The organism is Streptosporangium sp. NPDC049376, from assembly GCF_044466505.1.
Taxonomy (GTDB): Bacteria; Actinomycetota; Actinomycetes; order Streptosporangiales; family Streptosporangiaceae; genus Streptosporangium.
Genome location: NZ_JBITMT010000003.1, coordinates 553982 through 573791, shown reverse-complemented (window position 1 = coordinate 573791; position 19810 = coordinate 553982). Strand labels below are relative to the sequence as shown.

22 protein-coding genes are annotated in these 19810 nt (G+C 68.8%); 12 read left to right on the top strand and 10 right to left on the bottom strand.

What is annotated here, in order from left to right; translation table 11 throughout:
* Position 1: 1 nt before the first annotated feature.
* Positions 2–529: a hypothetical protein gene (locus tag ACIBVQ_RS12555; protein ID WP_399177351.1), complete on the bottom strand. Its 528-nt coding sequence runs from the start codon at positions 527–529 to the stop codon at positions 2–4.
* A 164-nt stretch (positions 530–693) separates the two neighbouring features.
* Positions 694–1098 carry a ribonuclease domain-containing protein gene (locus tag ACIBVQ_RS12550; protein ID WP_362917923.1) on the bottom strand — a complete coding sequence of 135 codons (405 nt, stop codon included), beginning with the start codon at positions 1096–1098 and terminating at the stop codon, positions 694–696.
* Between the two features lie 795 nt (positions 1099–1893).
* Between ACIBVQ_RS12550 and ACIBVQ_RS12545 the strand changes: the two genes are divergently transcribed.
* The 5 genes from ACIBVQ_RS12545 to ACIBVQ_RS12525 all read left to right on the top strand — a co-directional run bounded on the left by ACIBVQ_RS12545 (position 1894) and on the right by ACIBVQ_RS12525 (position 8618).
* Entirely contained in the window at positions 1894–3348 is a 1455-nt protein-coding gene (locus ACIBVQ_RS12545; RefSeq protein WP_399177349.1) for a S1 family peptidase, read from the top strand.
* Between the two features lie 164 nt (positions 3349–3512).
* Positions 3513–3998, top strand: a complete 486-nt coding sequence (locus ACIBVQ_RS12540) for a hypothetical protein (protein WP_399177347.1) — start codon at positions 3513–3515, stop codon at positions 3996–3998.
* Between the two features lie 499 nt (positions 3999–4497).
* Positions 4498–5484, top strand: coding sequence for a helix-turn-helix domain-containing protein (locus tag ACIBVQ_RS12535; RefSeq protein ID WP_362917925.1), 987 nt, complete (start codon positions 4498–4500; stop codon positions 5482–5484).
* A 107-nt stretch (positions 5485–5591) separates the two neighbouring features.
* Positions 5592–6968, top strand: coding sequence for an FAD/NAD(P)-binding protein (locus ACIBVQ_RS12530; protein ID WP_399177345.1), 1377 nt, complete (start codon positions 5592–5594; stop codon positions 6966–6968).
* A gap of 162 nt (positions 6969–7130) precedes the next feature.
* Complete coding sequence (locus tag ACIBVQ_RS12525; RefSeq protein ID WP_362917929.1) at positions 7131–8618, top strand: aldehyde dehydrogenase family protein; 1488 nt, start codon at positions 7131–7133, stop codon at positions 8616–8618.
* An 83-nt stretch (positions 8619–8701) separates the two neighbouring features.
* Here the strand turns inward: ACIBVQ_RS12525 and ACIBVQ_RS12520 are convergent, their stop codons facing one another.
* Complete coding sequence (locus ACIBVQ_RS12520; RefSeq protein ID WP_399177343.1) at positions 8702–9871, bottom strand: alpha/beta hydrolase; 1170 nt, start codon at positions 9869–9871, stop codon at positions 8702–8704.
* A 118-nt stretch (positions 9872–9989) separates the two neighbouring features.
* Here ACIBVQ_RS12520 and ACIBVQ_RS12515 point away from each other — a divergent pair, with 118 nt between their 5' ends.
* The gene (locus ACIBVQ_RS12515; RefSeq protein WP_399177341.1) at positions 9990–10871 is read left to right on the top strand and encodes a LysR family transcriptional regulator; all 882 of its coding nucleotides are present in this window, start codon (positions 9990–9992) and stop codon (positions 10869–10871) included.
* 6 nt (positions 10872–10877) lie between these two features.
* Here ACIBVQ_RS12515 and ACIBVQ_RS12510 read toward each other — a convergent pair whose 3' ends face one another.
* The 6 genes from ACIBVQ_RS12510 to ACIBVQ_RS12485 form a co-directional block, all read right to left on the bottom strand.
* The gene (locus ACIBVQ_RS12510) at positions 10878–11786 is read right to left on the bottom strand and encodes a neutral zinc metallopeptidase (protein ID WP_352015452.1); all 909 of its coding nucleotides are present in this window, start codon (positions 11784–11786) and stop codon (positions 10878–10880) included.
* A gap of 267 nt (positions 11787–12053) precedes the next feature.
* Entirely contained in the window at positions 12054–12272 is a 219-nt protein-coding gene (locus tag ACIBVQ_RS12505) for a BldC family transcriptional regulator (RefSeq protein ID WP_352015453.1), read from the bottom strand.
* A gap of 18 nt (positions 12273–12290) precedes the next feature.
* Positions 12291–12524: a hypothetical protein gene (locus tag ACIBVQ_RS12500; RefSeq protein ID WP_399177338.1), complete on the bottom strand. Its 234-nt coding sequence runs from the start codon at positions 12522–12524 to the stop codon at positions 12291–12293.
* A gap of 297 nt (positions 12525–12821) precedes the next feature.
* Positions 12822–13133 carry a hypothetical protein gene (locus tag ACIBVQ_RS12495; protein ID WP_399177337.1) on the bottom strand — a complete coding sequence of 104 codons (312 nt, stop codon included), beginning with the start codon at positions 13131–13133 and terminating at the stop codon, positions 12822–12824.
* Between the two features lie 59 nt (positions 13134–13192).
* On the bottom strand, positions 13193–13573 hold the full coding sequence (locus ACIBVQ_RS12490) for a hypothetical protein (protein WP_399177335.1): 381 nt from the start codon (positions 13571–13573) through the stop codon (positions 13193–13195).
* Positions 13570–13788 (bottom strand): hypothetical protein, encoded by a 219-nt coding sequence (locus ACIBVQ_RS12485; protein WP_386196261.1) that lies wholly within the window; start codon positions 13786–13788, stop codon positions 13570–13572. The genes ACIBVQ_RS12490 and ACIBVQ_RS12485 overlap by 4 nt, the downstream gene beginning before the upstream one ends.
* 927 nt (positions 13789–14715) lie before the next feature.
* On the opposite strand from ACIBVQ_RS12485, the gene ACIBVQ_RS12480 reads away from it, so the two are divergent.
* From ACIBVQ_RS12480 to ACIBVQ_RS12465, 4 genes are all read left to right on the top strand, one after another.
* Positions 14716–14961, top strand: coding sequence for a winged helix-turn-helix domain-containing protein (locus ACIBVQ_RS12480; protein ID WP_352015458.1), 246 nt, complete (start codon positions 14716–14718; stop codon positions 14959–14961).
* Between the two features lie 215 nt (positions 14962–15176).
* Positions 15177–16019 (top strand): helix-turn-helix domain-containing protein, encoded by an 843-nt coding sequence (locus ACIBVQ_RS12475; protein ID WP_399177332.1) that lies wholly within the window; start codon positions 15177–15179, stop codon positions 16017–16019.
* Positions 16012–16218 carry a DUF397 domain-containing protein gene (locus ACIBVQ_RS12470; protein ID WP_399177330.1) on the top strand — a complete coding sequence of 69 codons (207 nt, stop codon included), beginning with the start codon at positions 16012–16014 and terminating at the stop codon, positions 16216–16218. The genes ACIBVQ_RS12475 and ACIBVQ_RS12470 overlap by 8 nt, the downstream gene beginning before the upstream one ends.
* A gap of 173 nt (positions 16219–16391) precedes the next feature.
* Entirely contained in the window at positions 16392–16601 is a 210-nt protein-coding gene (locus tag ACIBVQ_RS12465; RefSeq protein WP_399177328.1) for a DUF397 domain-containing protein, read from the top strand.
* A gap of 124 nt (positions 16602–16725) precedes the next feature.
* Here the strand turns inward: ACIBVQ_RS12465 and ACIBVQ_RS12460 are convergent, their stop codons facing one another.
* The gene (locus ACIBVQ_RS12460; RefSeq protein ID WP_399177326.1) at positions 16726–17085 is read right to left on the bottom strand and encodes an ArsR/SmtB family transcription factor; all 360 of its coding nucleotides are present in this window, start codon (positions 17083–17085) and stop codon (positions 16726–16728) included.
* A gap of 78 nt (positions 17086–17163) precedes the next feature.
* Here ACIBVQ_RS12460 and ACIBVQ_RS12455 point away from each other — a divergent pair, with 78 nt between their 5' ends.
* Both ACIBVQ_RS12455 and ACIBVQ_RS12450 read left to right on the top strand, forming a co-directional pair.
* The gene (locus ACIBVQ_RS12455; protein WP_399177324.1) at positions 17164–18246 is read left to right on the top strand and encodes a flavin-containing monooxygenase; all 1083 of its coding nucleotides are present in this window, start codon (positions 17164–17166) and stop codon (positions 18244–18246) included.
* 150 nt (positions 18247–18396) lie between these two features.
* Positions 18397–19806 (top strand): FAD-dependent oxidoreductase, encoded by a 1410-nt coding sequence (locus tag ACIBVQ_RS12450; RefSeq protein WP_399177322.1) that lies wholly within the window; start codon positions 18397–18399, stop codon positions 19804–19806.
* Positions 19807–19810: the final 4 nt, after the last annotated feature.

Sequence of the window (19810 nt, the reverse complement as noted above, 5' to 3'; positions counted from 1 at the left end):
GTCACACCCCGTTCGGGGGCTCCTGCGGGTATTTGCGGGTTTCGGATTCTCCGAGTAGCCGAACGAGGTCGTCTGAGGCCGCCTCGTCAAGCGCCTCATGAATCTTCTTGAGGAATTTGGAATCACCCATCAGCTCACGTTGACGAGCCAGAAGATGCAGGTCGGGAGTGACGTCAACTCCCAGCTGCCGATGAAGGGTGAAGCTCTTGGTGGCGTAGTCGAAACCGATCGACAGATCCTTGATATCCGTGTGGATGATTCCCAGGTTTCGGAGCGCGTAAGCGACTCCGGCACTGTCACCGATCTTGTGTGCGCTGGCCAGGATCCGGCGGTTCTCTTTGATGGCCCTTCTGTGCGGCCCTCTGATTCGAGGGCCTATGACCAGCATGAAAAGAAAGAAGGGTATGCCGGTGTATCCAATTGTGAGAAGCAGGGGATCCGGGGCCGACGATCGGGGAACGTTCGGTGAGGTGAGGCCGAGGTCGTCTCCCACAAGCGAAATGCAGAGCAGCAGACCGACGACGGCCACCCAACGCTTCATAGGACCCCCCGTCAGGGCGTGGCGAAGTGACGTCACGGAGGGGCCGGTGCGGGAGCCGACCCTCTCCGACAGCGGGACTTTCTCACGATTTGGAGGGTGCGCGACAGACACAACAACGGCGAGGTGACGGCCACACTGCCGTACCGGTGGGGTCAGAGCCGGTAGAAGTCGGTGTAGTGGTTGGGGGAGAACCAGACGACGCCGGTGGAGCGGTTGACGACGATGCGGTAGGCGTCACGTGCCGCGCCCCTGGCCCGGGAGTACACGTCGTACTCGTAGTAGGTGGCACCCGAGGGCAGTTGCCCCTCACGGTTGTAGAACTGACCGCCGGTGTAGTTGTACCGGCCATCCGGCCAGGAGTACCACCCGCTGCTCGTCGGGTATCCCTTGGCCGCCCAGGTCGAGGCGGCCGAGCGGGCGTCGGAGCACCGGGAGACGGTGCAGGTCGAGTAGACGGCGGCGTCGGCGGGGGTGACGGCGACCAGGCCGGTCAGGAACGTCATCACGGCGAGCGTGACGGCGAGCGGAACGGACCGGAGACGACGGGGGGCGTTCACGGGGCCTCCTCACAGACCACGAAGGGGCGGACACCGCCAGGATCACCGGGGGATCGCGCGACGAGGACGACGCCCGCCGAAGGCGGGATGAACTCTTCGTGGCCCGGAGAGGACATGCGTTTCCCTGCCAGGAACCGCGATTCCCCGCCACAGTTTCCGGATGCCCGTGTGAAGTCTCTCCGTCCATCCCAAATTCCAGGTGTCCGCCGCGCCTTTCGGTCACCCGCCGAGAAATGGCTTTCCGCCCCGCCAGATCACCACCGGAGCAGGCAAGGTCCGTGCCCCGAGCCGTTGCGGCAAGGCTCCCCACGAGCGCCTGGCAGTGGCACTCCCGCGGCCCCGGTGCCAAAGGGGTCCGGCGCTGTGAACGGGCGACCCGGATGGGGATGAGCCGAAAGCGTCCGAGAAAAGAGGCGCGGGCTTGGCGGGACCGCCGACGATCTCTGCCAATGAGGTTCGTCGCCTGTTCGCGTTGTTAACCCGCCGCCCATCGACGGGCAGCGTATCCGGCACTGGTCGGCCTGGCGGTTACGCCACCGCGCGCTCGAAAAGCCCATTACCAGCGACAACACAACAAGGATCGATAAGTACTACTGGAGCACCGGGGTCATGCAAACTGTCCATTGACAAATGTCTGAAATTTTCTGATGATGATCCAGTAAAATCCAATTGCTCAGGCGAGGCTGTCGCAGCGGAACGTTGCGATGTTCAGCATGGATACACCTCACCATTTCGCCCCCAACATGGCCAACGCTTCTGTGGCACCTGACGCCTGACATCAGAAGAAGGGTCTTAATGAAGAGCGGACTCGCATTTGCAGCAGCCCTCACGATTGCGATCCCACTGATTCCCGGTCTCGCCATGGCGCAGCCAGGCTCCGCCGCCAAGGAACCGATCACCCTGTCACGGGACCAGCAGCCCAAGGCCGACCGTCCCACGCTGAACAGACTCTCCAAGGAGGCCAAGGCGCAGGGCATATCCCTGAAGCAGGCTCTTGATAAGTATGCCGCCAAGGAGTTGAAGAACAACCCTTCGGTACAGGGCGACATGCCTGACGGCCCCGTCCCCGACCCAACCATCAAGGTTGACGGCATCCCGTTCTCCGAGCTCATCGACCTCAATCGGTACGCGCAGTCAGAAAAGATCTCCTTCGAGGAGGCCATCGATCGCTACGCCTGGAGTCCGGCGATCAACCCCCTGGCCTCCCGGCTGCGCTCGGAGTTTGCCGAGGTGATCGCCGACATCGCCATAGTGGACGAGGGCCGTGGAGTCCGTATCGGCTTCAAGGGCGAGGTGCCGGCCAAGGCACTCGAACTCGCGAAAACCCTGCCGGTGGAAGTAAGGCTGTTCCCTGGACGCGGATTCTCCGAGGCGGAGTTACAGGCGGCGCGGGAAGCCGCGCTCCTCAGTCTCCACCGAAGCGGGAAGGTCGCCTCGACGGTAGGCAGGTACAACGCCGAAACCGGCGAGGTGAACATCACCGTGAGGCTGAAGGAAAAACCGTCCGACGATGCGGCGCGTTCACGCGCGGTTACGTCAATCCAGCCTTCCGCCCCGGACAACCCCGCCATCAAAATCAACATTCAGCTTGACGACAATCTACTGCTGCGGAGGACCGACAAGTATATCCGCGGCGGCGGGCTGCTCAACGGGTCGAATAATTGCACGAACGGATTCAACGTTATTTCGTCCACCGGCGCCAAAGGCAGCCTCACCGCAAGGCACTGTGCTGACGGCAGTCAATACTACACATACCGCAACCACTCTAATTACGACACCGACACCACGACTCTGTCGCGATGGTTCCGCGCGCAGGATTACGATCTGGCCAGATACGACAGCAGCAGCACAACGAGCATGACGCAGACCCGCACGTTCTACTATGACTGGAACCTCCCCAGATACGCCCACGATGTGGGGACGTCTCCCGTCGTCGGACAACCGGTCTGTAAGTTCGGCAGGACCACAGGCGCCACCTGCGACAACATCACCGACACGAACGTCGACATCAGTGACGAGGACTGGATCACCGACGGCAAGACGTACAAGGGAAACATCGTCACCGACGACATGGTGGACCCGGGAGACAGCGGGGGGCCGCTGTACTACGGGAACAGGGCCTGGGGAATCACCTCCGCGGAAAGCTACTCCGTGTTCGACACATCGGCGTACTTCGTGGCCACGGATCGCGTCAACGACTCGACCGGGCTGGGCAGCAACTGGAACGTCTGGACATGCCCCACATGCTGAGGCCGATGCCATCCGTGAGCAAGTAGAACACTTTTAACGAGGTCACTGCTGCGCGAGGGCGGGCCGCCGCGTCTACGACCGTCGGCGCGTCCTCGATCTATTCAAGACCGGACCGAATGGATCGGGTCGGCCGAATCACAAACTCGCCGGGGCCCTGACCCCACATGTGGTTCAATGATGTGATGCACACGGGTGATCAGGCAAGAAGATACGCATGGCTCGTCGCATTAGCGGCCCTTCCAACGCTTACCACCGGATGCTCCAGCAGTGGATTGAGCATAGAGGGAAAAGACCCTCTCACCATCGTCCACCGCTCCTCGATTTCCATGACGGCCATAATCATGGGCACACTGAGGTACGACGCCGAAAGTAAATGTCTCAGACTGGTGATGCCCGGTCCTGGAGATCCGCAGGCGACACCCGTATGGCCCGATGGAACCCAGCCCGTCATCGACGGCAAGAGGCGTGGCGTGGACGTGCCCGGCATGGGTCCTGTATTGGAAGGCGACAAAATCACCGGTGGTGGTGGCGCTTCCACTTGGCGCAAAAACCCACCGGCAGGCATCAAGATTCCCGACGGTTGCCTGCCGGACGGCCCGGATGGCACGGTGATGATCATCAGCAAGGTCACCAAGGTCGAACGATCCTGACAGGAGGCGTGACGGGCGGTGCCGTAAGTCTCCGAGGGTGGAAGGCGTGCCGCACACGCGTTCCACGAGGTGCTCCGCATCGAGGCGTTCACGGGACCTCCTCACAAGCCGCCGGGATCACCACGGGACCGCACGATAAGGACGACGCTCGCGAAGGCGAGGTGACTGGAGATTCCCCGCCGCAGTTTCCGGATGCCCGTGTGAAGTCTCTCCGCCCGTCCCAAATTCCAGGTGTCCGCCGCGCCTTTCGGTCACCCGCCGAGAAAGGGGGTTTCCGCCTCACCGGATCGACCACTCCTCGTACCGCACCGCCCACGGTCCGCGCTCCGGCGCCACTTCCGTCCCTCAGGCCACACCCGGACCACCACCGGAGGCGAAATCCATGAACATTAATCGAAGTGACGTTCCAAACCGTGGTTTCTAGGGTTCACTTGTTCCATGAGAAATAGTCAGACGGTTGTAGAACTGTCCACCGTCACACTGTCGGTCGGCTGACCGGATGTCCGCTTTCCGATCGGTGGTTGTCTTCGCCACGGATGGCGTGAGCACGTTCGACATCGGGGGGATAGGCGCGATCTTCGCCGACCGCCTCGAAGCCGAGCTTCCGCCGTTCGACTTCACGGTGTGCGCAGAGCGGCCCGGTCCGCTCCGCACCGACCTGGGCCTGTCGATGCACGTCGAGCACGGTATCGAACGCCTCGACAAGGCCGAACTGATCATCCTGATGCCGGGGTACGACACCCGCCCCGAACCCACCCCCGAGTTGGTCGCCGGACTGCGCGCGGCCAACCGGCGCGGCGCGATCATCGCCGCCTTCTGCACCGGCACCCACCTGCTGGCCGCGACCGGGTTGCTCGACGGACTGCGCGCGAGCACCCACTGGCACCTCCTGGATGACTTCGCCCAGGTCTATCCCAACGTCACCGTGACCGCCGACACCCTCTACATCGACGAGGGGCTGGTGATCACCGGCGCCGGGATCATCGCGGGCATCGACATGTGCCTGCACCTGCTACGCCGCGAACACGGCGCCGCCGTGGCCAACGTCGTCGCCCGCGCGTTGGTCGCCGCGCCGCACCGGGACGGCGACCAGGCCCAGGTCATCACCCGCTCGGTGCCCGGCGACGAGGACGCGCTGTTCGCCGGGGTCATCCACTGGGCCCGCAACAACCTGGACAGACCCCTGCTCGTCAACGACCTGGCCGCCCAGGCCCTGATGAGCCCGCGCACCTTCGCCCGCAAGTTCCGGGCCGCCATGGGCACGACGCCGCACTCCTGGCTGCTGGCCCAGCGGCTCAGCCGCGCCGAGGAGCTTCTCGAAACCACCGAACTGCGGATCGAGGAGATCGCCCGGCTCGTCGGATACAACTCCGTCGCGGTCTTCCGCGAGCAGTTCGCCAAACGGCGGGGCCTGTCACCCCGTGCCCACCGCCAGCGCTACAGCCGCAGCCCCGAACCGAGTTACCCCTCCATGGCGGCCGGCTGAGAACCACCTGACAGGGCGGGGGTCGATGGCGGCAGAACCCCCGCCTACCAGGGGCCCATGCAGTACATCCCATATATCCTACCAGGATAGTGGGTATGATGGACGCCGTGTCAGGATCTCCATCTGTCGTCATCGTGGGTGGTGGCGCGAGCGGCACCTTGGCCGCGGTCCATCTCCTCCGTCTGGCGCGGGCGCGTGCCATGCCACTGGAGATCATGTTGATCGACCAGTACGGCAGGCACGCGCAGGGCCAGGCCTACTCGACCACCGACCCCCGGCACCTGCTCAACGCCGCGACCGACAGGATGAGCGGGCTGGACGACGACCCGGGGCACCTGCTGCGCTGGGCCCGGGACAACGGGCTCGACGTCGACGGCTCCGGCTACCTGCCCCGGCAGGCCTACGGGCGCTACCTGCGTGGCCTGCTGGCCGCCGCCGAGGACCGGCCCGTCCGGGTGGTGCGCCGGGTGACCGCCACGGCGACCGCCCTCCTGCAGTGCCCCGACGAGGGCCCCGACGTGCGGGTCCAGCTCTCCGGAGGCGGTCGGATCGGTGCCGACGCCGCCGTGCTCGCGCTGGGCAACCGCCCCCAGGCCCCCTGGCCGAGGGTCGTGGACGCGGGCAGCCGCCGCTACGTCGCCGACCCGTGGGCCCCCGGCGCCCTGGCCAGGATCCGTGACGGCGCGCCGGTCCTCGTGGTGGGGACCGGGCTGACCATGGTGGACGTGGCCCTCACGGTGACCTCCGCGCACCCGGGCACGGTGGTGCACGCGCTGTCGCGGCACGCCCTGCTGCCCCTGCCCCATCCCTGCCCCGTGCCGCCCCCGGTCCAGGCGGCGATCCCCGAGGGACCGCTCGGCCTGGCCGCCCTGCTGCGCGCCGTACGGCTGGCCGTACGGGACAACGGGGGTGACTGGCCCGCAGTGGTCGACGGCCTGCGCCCGCGGACCCAGCGGCTGTGGGCGAACCTGAGCCCGGACGACCGGCGGCGCTTCCTCGACATGGTCGCGCGCCACTGGGAGGTCCACCGGCATCGCATCCCTCCCGCGACGGCCGCCAGGATCGGTGAGTTGCGGGCGAACGGCAGGCTGCGGGTGCTCCGCGGCCGGCTGGTCCGGGCCACGACCGGCCCCGAGGGGATCAGCGCCCGGGTGAGCGCCGACGGCACCACCAGGCGGCTCGACGTCGGCTGGCTGGTCAATGCGACCGGCCCGGGAAGCGGCGTCGCCGGTGATCCCTTCCTGTCCCGACTGGTCGCCGACGGCGTGGTACGGCAGGACGCGCTGCGGCTCGGGATCGACGCCGATCCCCGCGGCGCCGTCCTCGACGCGACGGGCCGGCCGAGCGACCGGATCTTCACGCTGGGGCCGACGCTGCGCGGAACCCTCTACGAGACGACGGCCATCGCGGAGATCCGTGCCCAGGCCGCGGCCCTGGCCCCTCGCATCGCCGACGCTCTGGCCCTGGCCGTTCATCCACGGTGACCCTCAGGCCACCCAAAGCACACCTTGTGCACTTTCCTCACGCATAGTGTCATGAAGGCTACTCGTCCAACGGGCCGCCCTCCCAAGGACCGGGACGCTCATCGGCACGGGCGGACGCACGGCCCGGCGGAGCGCCTTCGAACAGGAAGGGAGCCAACGCCAATGACGGTGGCCCTGGACAAGAGCGTCGAGGACTTCATCACCAGCCCCCACCAACTGTTCATCGACGGCCAATGGGTCGACGCCGCGTCCGGCAGGACCTTCGCCACCCCGGACCCCGCGACCGGCCAGACCCTCGCGCACGTCGCCGAGGCCGACGCCGAGGACGTCGACCGGGCGGTACGCGCGGCCCGCAGGGCCTTCGAGCACGGCCCGTGGTCCAGGATGACCGCCTCCGAACGGGGACGGATCATCTGGCGGATCGGCGACCTGATCCTGGAGCACGCCGAGGAGCTGGCCCAGCTCGAATCCCTGGACAACGGCAAGCCCCTGTCCGTCGCGCGGGTCGCGGACGTCCCGCTGGCCGCCGACCTGTTCCACTACATGGCGGGCTGGGCCACCAAGATCGAGGGAAACACGATCGCCCTTTCGGTGCCGGGTTCGACCTTCCACGCCTACACCCTGCGCGAGCCGGTCGGTGTGGTCGCCCAGATCATCCCGTGGAACTTCCCGCTGCTGATGGCCGCCTGGAAGCTCGGCCCCGCCCTGGCCACCGGGAACGTGGTGATCCTCAAGCCCGCCGAGCAGACCCCGCTCTCGGCCCTGCGACTGGCCGAGCTGATCGCCGAGGCGGGGGTGCCGGACGGCGTGGTCAACGTCCTGCCCGGGTACGGCGAGACCGCAGGAGCGGCGCTGGCCGCCCACGACGGCGTGGACAAGGTCGCCTTCACCGGCTCGACCGAGGTCGGCAGGCTGATCGTCCACGCCGCGGCGGGCAACCTGAAGAAGGTCACCCTGGAGCTCGGCGGCAAGAGCCCCAACGTCGTCTTCGACGACGCCGACCCCGCCCTCGCCGTCCGGGGCGCGGCGAACGCGATCTTCTTCAACCACGGTCAGTGCTGCATCGCCGGGTCCCGGCTCTTCGTGCACCGCAGCCGGTTCGACGAGGTCGTGGAGGGGGTCGCCGAGATCGCCCGCGGCATCAGGCTCGGCCCCGGTCTCGACGCGGACACGCAGATGGGGCCGCTGGTCTCCGACGAGCAGCTGCGCCGGGTGACCGGCTACCTGGACTCGGGCCGCCAGGAGGGCGCCAGGACCGTGACCGGCGGCGACCGGCACGGCGACCAGGGCTACTTCGTCCAGCCGACCGTGATCACCGACGTGCGGCCGGAGATGCGGCTCGTCCGTGAGGAGATCTTCGGGCCCGTCGTGGTCGCCTCGCCCTTCTCCGACCTGGACGAGATCGCCGCCCAGGCCAACGACACCGTCTACGGGCTCGGGGCGGGCATCTGGACCCGTGACATCTCCAAGGCGCACGCCCTGGCAGGCCGGATCCGCGCGGGCACGGTCTGGATCAACTGCTACAACGTCTTCGACGCCGCCCTGCCGTTCGGCGGCTACAAGCAGTCGGGCTGGGGCCGCGAGATGGGCCACCAGGTCCTCGACGCCTACACCGAGGTCAAGTCGGTCTGCACCCAGCTCCACATCTGACCCCCACCCCGGCGCGCCCGCCGCGCAGGTCCGGGCGCGCCGGGCACTCCTCACGGAGCACATGTCTCCCTTCGCGACAGGCTTCAGGGCCGGGATGCCCTCTCCCGCGATCTCACCAGGGCGGTGAAGGCCTCGATGGCGTCGACGACCGCCTCGAAGCGGAAGGAGTGGTACAGGTCGAAGGCGTGGTTCCCGCCGTGCAACTCGACGTAGACGACGGGGGCGGCCGAGGTCTCGCGCAGGCGGCCGGCGAAGTGCCGGGCTTCGGAGACGGGCACGATCGGGTCAAGATCACCATGGGCCACGAGGAACGGCGGCGCGTCGGCGGTGATGTGGGCCAGCGGCGAGGACTCGGGCCCCTGGCCGAAGTAGGTGCCGTACCAGCCGTTCAGGTAGACGGCGCCGGACACGGAGGTGTCGGCGTCCTCGAAGCCCGGCTGGAAGGCGGGGTCGTTCTGGGTGAGAGCGGCCAGCGCCGCCATGTGCCCGCCCGCCGAACTGCCCGCGACGAACAGCGTCGACGGGTCGGCGCCGTACTCGTGGGCGTGCTCGCGCACCCACGCGATGACCTTCTTGAGGTCGATCAGGTGATCCGGGTGCTGAGCCTGGGGCCGCAGCCGGTAGGTGGCGCTGACGCACACCCATCCCTGACCGGCCAGGTGGTGGAGCAGGGGAAGCGACTGGCTGTTCTTGCGTCCGCCGGAGTAGGTGCCGCCGTGCAGGTGGATCATGACCGGTGCGCCCTGCGGGCGCGAACGGTGGTGGTAGACGTCGAGCAGGTTGCGCCGACCGGCGTCGCCGTACGAGAGGTTGGCCACGCGCCGGACGTCCAGGCGGCGCCGGAAGACGGGCAGGAACAGGACGCGCGCCAGCGGGGGACGGCGCCGCAGCCCTTCGGCGAGGTCGGCGTCGAGGGCGGCACGCCATCCGGTGCCCAGCCCCTGGTCCAGGGCGTGTTCCACCCGTGCCCGTTCCCCGAGCGCGCGACGGGCGACGACCGCGAGCCCGAGCGTGGTCACGGCGGCCAGGGCGACGACCGCCCACCCGCCTGCCGAGTCGATGTCGCCTTCGGCGAACGCCAGCGCCGTCGGGAGCAGCAGGAGCCAGAAGAAGGCCGCGAACGGCAGTTCGTTGGCGGCCAGGCCGAAGTAGTAGCTCACCCGGCCGAGCGGACGTGAGAACGGCACGGGCCGCAGCGCGAACAGCGTGCCGACCGCGACGAGCGTCACCGGGAACAGATAGCCGACGGGCACCGAACCTCCAAGCCTTTCCGCGCACCCCAGCCTCCCCGACCCGTCAGCGTCGCATCAACGACGGATCCGATAACGTCTTTTAACCCTGAACTAAATAACCCGGAGGCCGCCCGTGGAGATGCGAGAGATCGAGGTCTTTCTGGTGGCGGCCGAGGAGCTGCACTTCAGCCGTACGGCCGAGCGGCTGGGCATCAGCCCGGCCCGCGTCAGCCAGACGATCAAAAAGCAGGAACGGCGTATCGGCGCGCCCCTGTTCGACCGCACCACCCGAGTCGTGCGCCTGTCCCCGCTCGGCGAGCAGCTGTACCAGGCGCTCAAGAGCGGCCACCGGCAGATCGAGCAGGGGATCGCGGCCGCTCAGGCCGCCGCCGACGGCACCGCGGGAACACTGACCCTCGGCACCACCGGCCCGTACTCCCTGCGGATCAAGAACGTTCTCGACCTGTTCCTGGCCCGCCACCCGGACGCCCGCCTCCAGCACCGCGAGATCCAGCCGGCCTCCCCCCTGGACCTGATCAAGTCGGGCGAGCTGGACGTGGCCTACCTGTGGCTGCCGATCCGCGAGCCCGAGCTGACCGTCGGACCGGTCTCGCACACCTCCGAGGTGATGCTGATGGTCTCCGCCGACCATCCCTACGCGGGACGGGACAGCATCTGTCTTGAGGATCTCGGCGACTGCGTCGTGGTCGAGGGCCAGTCGATCCCCCTCCACATGGAGGAGGTCTTCAACCCTCGGCACACCCCTTCCGGCCGCCCCGTCCGCCGCGGCCCCAAGGTCACCACCTGGCAGGAGGCACTCAGTGTCGTCTCCTCGGGCCAGGCCACCGCCGGGGTCACCGCCGAGGCGGTCGACTTCTACCCATGGCCCAGCCTGGCCTTCGTCCCCATCCGGGACGCCCCCCGCTCCCGGTGGGCCTTCGTCTGGCGTACCTCGGACGAGACTCCGCTCGTTCGCGCGTTCGTCAGAGCCGCCGCCGACGCCCTGCGACCGGTGGAGTGACGGCTCTCAGAGGGCGCCGGAGAAAGTGTCGCAGTCGGCGGGGGCTCCCGTTCGGTAGCCGGTGGTGAACCACTTCATCCGTTGTTCGGCGCTGCCGTGTGTCCAGCCCTCGGGATCGACCCTGCCCTGGGTGCGCCGCTGGATCCTGTCGTCACCGACGGCCGCCGCGGCGTCCAGCGCCTCCTGGATGTCGGCGGCGGTGAACGGGCCGGTGTAGAAGCCGGTCTCGACGGCGTGCTTGGCCCACACCCCCGCGTAGCAGTCCGCCTGGAGCTCCAGCCTGACCGAGGCGCTCTCGGCCCCCCTGCGGTCGTCGCCGACCCGTCGTGAGGTGCCGATCAGGTTCTGCACGTGGTGACCGTACTCGTGGGCGATCACATACGCCTGGGCGAACGGACCTCCCCTGGCGCCGAAACGGCTCTCAAGGTCGCCGAAGAAGCCCAGGTCGAGATAGACGCGGCTGTCGGCCGGGCAGTAGAACGGGCCGACCGCCGAACTGGCCTGGCCGCAGCCGGTGTTCACTCCCCCGGTGAACAGGATGGTCCTGGCGTTGCGGTAGGCGCCCTTGCCGCGTTCGGTGAACGCCTCACGCCAGTAGGCCTGCACGCTGTTGACCACGCCGACCACCCGGCACCTGTCCGACTGGTCGGCGTCGCTGCCCTTGCGGCACTCGGCGCCCAGGTCGGAGCCGGAGGTCGCGGGGCGCCGGGCCCCTCCGTCGCCACCGGCACCACCGTCACCGCCACCGAGCAGCGCCGCCGGGTCGATCCCGAAGAACAGCGCCGCCACCACCAGCACGATCACACCGACGACACCGCCGCCGACCATGAGCCCCCCGCCGGGGAACCCGCCGCCACCGCCACCGACGTCCTCGACCTGGGAGGCGTCGAGGTCCACGTCGTCGCGAAAGTCCATCGGAGCCGCTTTCTCTGGACGAGATCTGCGCGGCCCCATTGTCTCCCCGATCTCCGTGTCGAGGAAGTCCGCCGGGTCGTCACGGCCTGCCCGCATTGGGCTTGGGACGGTGCTCGGACAGCGCGACAAAACGGACTCGCCGACCGGTCAGCCGTGCGTGGACGGGTCCTCCACTCGGCGTGCTCGACTGCTCCACGATGCCCGGATCCCCCGCACCACGGTCGTCGGGGTCGCGGAGCCTCAACGTGACCTGGTGGTACGGCGGGCCTACCCGTTCAGCAGCGCGCCGATGTCGCTCTGGCGGTAGCGGCGTTGGCCGCTGGGGGTTCGCACCGAGGGGATGCGGCCGGTCAGGGCCCACCGGTTGACGGTCTTGGGGTCGACGCCGAAGATGCGGGCGACCTCGCCGGGGGTGAGGAGTCGTTCGACGGTGTCCGGTCCGGTGGTGAAGGTGCCGTCGGGGGCGACGGCCTTGAGGGCGGCCATGGGGAACTCCTGGGGGTCTCAGTAGCGGAGGGTGTGCAGGATCTGGTCGTGGCGTGCCAGCGCTCTGGCCAGCCGGTGCAGGGTGGTACGGCCGAGCACGTCCCTGGCTCCGGCTCTGCGCTGGTCGGGCCGCAGGGGGTGGTAGCGGACGGCCCACCACCGGGGCAGGCCGGGCAGGTCGTGTTCCTCGTACCGCCAGGCGGGGTGGGTGCTGATGAGCAGGTCGATCAGGCGCCGTTCGTAGTCGGTCATGGTCGTCCCGGTTCGGAGGCGGGCAGGGAACACACGTCGTTCGGGCCGTGAGGTCAGGGCTTCGACCCTTTTCGCGGGGCGGGTGCCCGGCCCCGAGCCGGGGAGCATGCGGCCGGGCACCCTGGAGGAGGACCGGCCCCACGGATGGGGCCGGTGCGCCAGACGGCTCCCCCTTCCCCAACACGCTCGGCGTGTGTGGGAGCCGTCTTGCGAGGGTGTGCGGCCCAGGTCCCTCCTACCTGAGCCGCACGTTCATGGGGTACGGCGGATGAGGTTCCTCCGCCCGCCGTACCGGCTTCAGGAGCGCAGCAACCCGCGCAACGCCGTGGACCGGCCTGGCCCAACGGCCTGAACGGCCCGGGAGATCCGGGCGGACTGCCTGGCCCGAGCGCTCTGGAGAGCACGGGCGACGGCGACGGCCCGGATGCTCGGCGGCACCGCCGGAGACGCCTGGGCGGCCAGCTTGCGGTCCAACTCCTCGGCCGACTCCGCCCGCACCAACAGCACGTCTCCGGGACACGGCCTGCCGGGCAGGGCGCCCCGGTAGGCGCTCCACAGGCCGGACCGCGAGCTGTGGAAGACCAGCCAGCCGGGATGAGCCTGTTGCACGGTGTCACAGGCTCGATCGGAGAACTCGGCCCCTTGACGAGGCACCCGGGCCGTCGGCATCACGCGGCCCTCCCGTCCGGCGAACGTCCTCCGGCGGGCACCGTCTCCCCACCGGGCTCCTCGTTCCGTGCCCCGGAAGACGGACGACCGGCCCCACCCCTCCTGCGCCGAACCGGCGCCGGAGCAGGTCTCGTCGCCCGGATCATCTCGGCCTCCCGCATCCGCTCCTCCAACCCGTCGCCGGTGGGGTCCTCGACGATGACCGGCCGAGAACCGCCCCAGGCGGCGACCGCGTAGAAGCTGCGCCGTCCCAGGCTGTAGAGGACGGTCCAGTCGGCCCACGCCTGGTCGATCCGCTCGGCCTCCGCCTTCGCCGGGCCGTCCCACACTCTCCGGTACACCGGCTCGTACGGCTGGCCGTCGCGGTGCCGTCCGGTCACGAGGGCACCCCCTCAACAACGGTGCGGGCCTTCTCCTCCTGCGCGGCGATGACGGCCTGGACCTCCTCGAAGGTGTCGGCGTCCACGGCCGACTCCGCTCCGGCCCGTACGGCGAGGCGGGGGAAGGGCCGGTCGCGGAAGGCCCAGAACCGGCCCGCGCTGCTGATGAGCAACCGCCAGCCCGGGATCACCGGACGGTCGGGGGTGTGCTGCATGATCTGGACCTCCGTGATCCGATCAGAGGCGTGCCTGGGCGGGGTGATCGCCAGACGGGCCTGCCCTGCGGGACAAGAAACAGCCGGAACCCGAACACGAGCGCGGGAAACGGGACATCGGTCTCCGCCCCGGTACGGCCTGCCGCTCGCGGGCCGTACACCGCCGGAGTGGCCGGGCTGGCGCACCCTCGCCCAGGAGATCCCCGCCCGGGGAACGCCGGGGGCGGGATGCCGGATTCGTCGAGGCGGCGACGGCCGGGCAGGCGCGATGAACGCGGCCTCCGGCCCCCGCTCCGGAGTGACGACCGGCTTATCCACGTTCGGAACCCGCTCCGGAACGGCGACGAGATCGCCTGGGGACACCGGCGTCCCGTCGGCCGCCTCCGCAGGACCAGCCGGTACGGCGTTCGCGGCCGGAACCATCGCGGGCGCCCCCGGTTCAGGATCAGGATCGGGACGACACTGACCGGGCACCAGCGGAACCACCTCCCCCGGCGCGACCTCCACCGGAGGCCGAGGCGCCGGAAGAACCTGCGGGCCGTACGCACGCCGAGCCTGCAGCCGGGCGTCCATCAACACCCCGGACGGCTGCACGTACTCATGCCCGTCCTGGGCGGAACAGCCGTGGGCGTAGGGGGAATGCCCGCACCGAGCACACCCCATGGGCAGCGGCACGGCACCGGCGAAACAGTCGCACGTGTTCCGGCCGGGAGCCGGAGCACTACTCTTACTCACGTCAGGAGACACCTTCCTGATCAAGGACCTGTTCCGGCGGCGCAACGCCGGGCAGGTCCGTTTTTTACGCTTCGGATGTTTTTTATCGCTTGTAGGTTCGGATTCTTGTCTGCACTCGTATCTACTCATGTAGATCCGTCAGTAGCCGTAGTCACATGAGATGGCGCGTAGATACATCTCTACGTTCGTCTCGTGCATGACTACGAGCCCGATCGCCCGATCTGGATCCAGGTGGTCGAGATCCTGGAGAGCAGGATCCACAGCGGGGAGTACCAGCCTCGACACCTGGTCCCATCGGAGGCGCAGATGGTGCAGGAGTTCGGCATCGCCAGGACCACGGCCCGCAAGGTGGTGGCCTACCTTCGCGATCAGGGGTTGGTCTACACGGTCCCCCAGATCGGAACCTTCGTCAGCTACCCCGGCCGGAAGAGCGACTGAGGTGTGCTTGTCTCCCCTGACGGCCGACTTTCCTCCGTCAGGGGAGAACGCCTGCCGCCCCTGACGCACGGTTAGCGAGGGGCGATCCGTGCGTTTCTGTCATGATGACCTCACTCACTGTGGTGGATCTCACGAGGCAATAATGACGTGAGCAGCGCACGCAAGCAAGTGCTGCTCACTGGATTTTTTCTCAAGGGCACACCACACTTGGCGCCATGGTTCTCAAGTCCCCTACGGTGAGACACCGCAGACTAGGCCGCGAGCTGCGAAAACTCCGCGAAGAGACGGGGCTTTTGCCGGAGACCGCAGCGAAACAGCTCGGGTGGAGCAGACAGAAACTCAATCGGCTGGAGAACGCCCGAACCATGCCGAGCACAACGGACGTCGCGGCTATATGCGATTTGTACGGCACCGATTCCACGACAAAAGCCGGGCTTGTCCAGCTCTGCAAGGATGCGGGCCAGCGTGGCTGGTGGACGGCGTACTCCGACGTCCTGGCCGGAAGCTACGTGGTGTTAGAAGCAGAAGCCACGGCCATCCGCACGTGGGAGCCACTACTGATCCCCGGGCTTCTCCAGAGCGAGGGGTATGCCCGCACCATCATCCATGGAGGTCGGCCAACACTGGAAAAGGACGAACTGGAGCGTCGTGTGGCCGCTCGCATGACACGGAAGATCACCTTGTTGGGAGCGAATGCCCCGACGTTCCATGCGCTGATCGACGAAGGCGCCATCCGCCGCCAAGCCAACCCGGCAGAACTCATGGCCGTCCAGCTCGACGAGCTTCTCCAGATCACGGACCGACCTAATGTCACGATCCAGGTGGTACCTGCCTCGGCTGGACTGTATCTCGGGCTGCAAGGCTCCTTCTCGGTGCTCAGCTTCGACCCGGAGGACCCCAACGTCGGCTACACCGGCTCACCGGGTGGGGACTTGTTCCTCGAAGCTGCCGCCTCGGTGAATCGTCTTATGCTGACGTTCGAGCGCCTCACTGCGATGGCGCTGTCCCCCGAGCAGTCCGCGGACCTTATCGCCGCGGTGAGGAGTGACTATGACTGACCCTCGTCTGGCAGATGCCCGATTCCGCAAGTCCAGCCTCAGCGGCGCCGACGACAACTGCGTTGAGGTCGCCACCAACCTCCCCGGCCTGGTCGCCGTCCGCGACAGCAAAGACCCCTCCGGCCCAGCCCTCGCCTTCACCCCCGCCCAGTGGCGTTCATTCATCAGCCACGTGAACACCGGCGCCTTCGACGCCTGAGCATCTTCACTCCTGGAGACCCCGGCACCCACGGCGCCGGGGTCTTGCACGTGCGATGGGCCGCTCGCACAGTGAGGACCAGGAACCCAACACGTACGAGGGAGCGCCATATCAGCGGAAGCCTCGATGGCGCGCATGATGAATCTGGCCGAACAACTGAAGTGAGGAAAACCGTGGATCGCACCCAGACCCAGAACCTCACCTGGCGCAAGTCCTCCTTGAGCAGCGCAGATGGAGGCGATTGCGTCGAGGTGGCCTCACTGCCCGAAGGCGGACACGCCGTCCGCGACAGCAAAGACCCCTCCGGCCCCGCCCTGGCCTTCACCCCCGCCCAGTGGCGCTCGTTCGTCGGCCGCGTGAACACCGGCGCCTTCGACGCCTGAACGTCTTCACTCCTGGAGACCCCGGCACCCACACGGCGCCGGAGTCTTGCACGCGTGATGGGGCTGTCGACCGTGCCCTTCCAGACCGGCCCGGCCGGATGAGCTCGCCGCCGACGACGGGCGGTCAGCAGCAGAATTTCAGGTAGTTCTGCAGGTCGCCGAGGATGCGGGCGACACCGTCGCGATCGCCTCGATACAGCACCTCCTTGCCGTCGCGGCGGGAGGTGACGATGCCACCGCGACGCAGCAGGGCCAGTTGCTGGGAGGCGGCGGACTGGCTGACGCCAGCGCGTTCGGCGACCTGGTTGACCGACAGCTCGGCGCCTTGGGCGAACAGCAGCATGATCTGCTGGCGGCCGGGGTTGGCCAGGGCCTTGACGAAATCCTGGGCGGCCTGCGGCAGCTGCGGCGCGCACGTCTCCCCCGCCTCCTCCCCTGCCGTCGCGTCCGTCGGTGTGGCTGGTGATGTCGTGGTCTCGGCCATTCCTGCTCCCTCCTGTCCCGCACCCTACCCTCATACCCACTTATTGACATATTATGAAATGACGGTACGTTCTGCGGCATGCCTGTCGACAACGACCACGTTCTGATCGTCGGGGCCGGGCAGTCCGGCCTGGCCGCCGCACACGCCGCCCTGGAGCAGGGGCTGCGGCCCGTGTTGCTGGAGTCCTCGGACCGGGCGGCCGGATCCTGGCCGCGCTACTACGACAGCCTCGCCCTGTTCTCGCCCGCCCGCTACAGCAGCCTGCCCGGAATGGCCTTCGACGGCGACCCTGAGCGCTACCCGCGCCGCGACGAGGTCGTCGCCTACCTGGAGCGCTACGCCGCCGCCCTGGCCGAGCGCGGCGCCGAGTTGCGCACCGGAGCCCGCGTCGAGGCCGTCCGCCCCTCCAACGAGCACGGCGAGCGCGGCTTCCTCGTGCGCCTGACCGACGGCCGCGAGTTGACCGCCCCGGCCCTGATCGCGGCCACCGGCTCCTTCGACCGCCCGCACCGCCCCGTCCTGCCCGGCCTGGACACCTTCACCGGCCCGGTGCTGCACGTCGCCGACTACCGCCGCCCGGCGTCGCTGCCCGGCGAGCGCGTCGTCGTGGTGGGGGCGGGCAACTCGGCGGTCCAGGTCGCCCACGAGCTTGCCGCCGAGCGCCGGGTGACGCTGGCCGGCCGAGCGCCGATCCGCTTCGTCGAGCAGCGCCCACTGGGCCGGGACCTGCACTTCTGGTTCCGGGCGACCGGGTTCGACCGGCTGCCGCTGGCCCGCGCGGAGGCTCCGCCCGCCTCACCGGTACTCGACGACGGCCGCTACCGCCGGGCACTGCGCGAGGGCCGCTACGCGCGGCGGACGATGTTCACCCGGCTGGACGGCGATCACGTGGTCTGGCCCGACGGCGGGCGCGAGCGCGTCGATGCGGTGCTGCTGGCCACCGGCTACCGGCCGAACCTGTCCTACCTCGCCGATCTGGGCGCGTTGACCGCCGACGGACACCCGCGCCAGCGCCACGGCCGGTCCCTGACCCACCCCGGCCTCGGTTACCTGGGCCTGGAGTGGCAGCGCACCCCTTCCTCCAACACCCTGCGCGGAGTCGGCTCCGACGCCCGCCGGGTCGTCGCCGCGCTCACCCGCCATCCGCGCACCCGGGGTTGAATGGCACCGCCTTCACGCGCCTTCTGATTAGACACACCTCTAATTTGACATACTTCTAAGTCGTGGGGCATCCTGCCGACGAAGCTACTTAGACATCCTTCGAAACAGCGCGGACCGGTACGGCCCGTGTGAACGATGAGGAGAGGCGCCATGAGTGGATGCTGCGGTCCCGCCACCGTCGAGTTGGAGGCCAGTCGCCAGGCCGTACGGCTCGATGACCTGCCCGTCGTGGTCATCGGCGCGGGGCCGGTCGGGCTGGCCGCGGCGGCTCACCTGGCCGAGCGGGGCCTGGACTTCGTGGTGCTGGAGGCGGGCGAGCGGGTGGGCGCGTCGGTGGCCCGGTGGGGTCACGTCCGGGTGTTCAGCCCGTGGAAGTACGACATCGATTCGGCCGCACGCCGTCTGCTGGAGGCCGACGGCTGGAACGCCCCCGACCCGGAGTGGCTGCCGACCGGGGCCGAGCTGATCGAGGACTACCTGGCACCGCTGGCCGAGCTGTTCGGTGACCGAGTCCGTACCGGCGCGAAGGTGACGGCGATCAGCAGGCTCGGCTACGACCGGGTCCACACCGCCGGTCGTGAGCGGGCGCCGTTCCTGGTCCGCCTGGCCGACGGCGGCGAACTGCACGCCCGCGCCGTCGTGGACGCCTCCGGCACCTACGTCACCCCGAACGTGCTCGGCGCGTCCGGCCTGCCCGCGCACGGCGAGGCCGACGCGGCCGACCTGGTCGACCACGCGCTGCCCGACGTGCTCGGCGCCGACCGCGACCGCTACGCCGGTAGGCACGTCCTGGTCGTCGGCGCCGGTCACTCGGCCGCCACCACACTGCTCGCCCTCGCCCAGCTGGAGGACACCCCGATCACCTGGGCGATCCGCGCGGGCGACGCCACCCGCGCGTACGGCGGCGGCGAGGCGGACGCGCTGCCCGCGCGGGGGGCGCTCGGCACCCGCCTGCACGCCCACGTCGAAAGCGGCCGCATCCGCCTGGTGACCGGCTTCTTCACCCACGCCGTCGAACGCGACGGTGAGCGGGTGCGGGTGATCAGCCGTGACCCGTCCGGCCACGAGCGGAGCGTCACGGTGGACCGGATCGTCAGCGCGACCGGTTACCGCCCCGACCACACCATCGCCGGTGAGCTGCGCCTCGACCTGGACCCGGTCCTCGGCTCCACCCGGGCCCTCGCGCCGCTGATCGACCCGAACGCGCACTCCTGCGGCACGGTGCCCCCGCACGGCGCCGACGAGCTGGCCCACCCGGAGGACGGCTACTACGCCGTGGGGGTCAAGAGCTACGGCCGTGCCCCGACCTTCCTGCTGGCCACCGGCTACGAGCAGGCCCGCTCGGTGGTCGCGGCGCTGGCCGGCGACTGGCAGGCCGCCCGGGACGTCCAGCTCGACCTGCCCGAGACCGGCGTGTGCTCCTCCGGCCTGGCCGAGGCCCAGGAACAGCGGGTCGGCCTGGCCACCGGGATCAGCGGCGGCCTGCTGTCCACCCCGCTTCCCCTCGCCACCGTGAGCGCGACCGCCGGGACCTCCCAGGGCGGCGGCTGCTGCGGCTGACCCG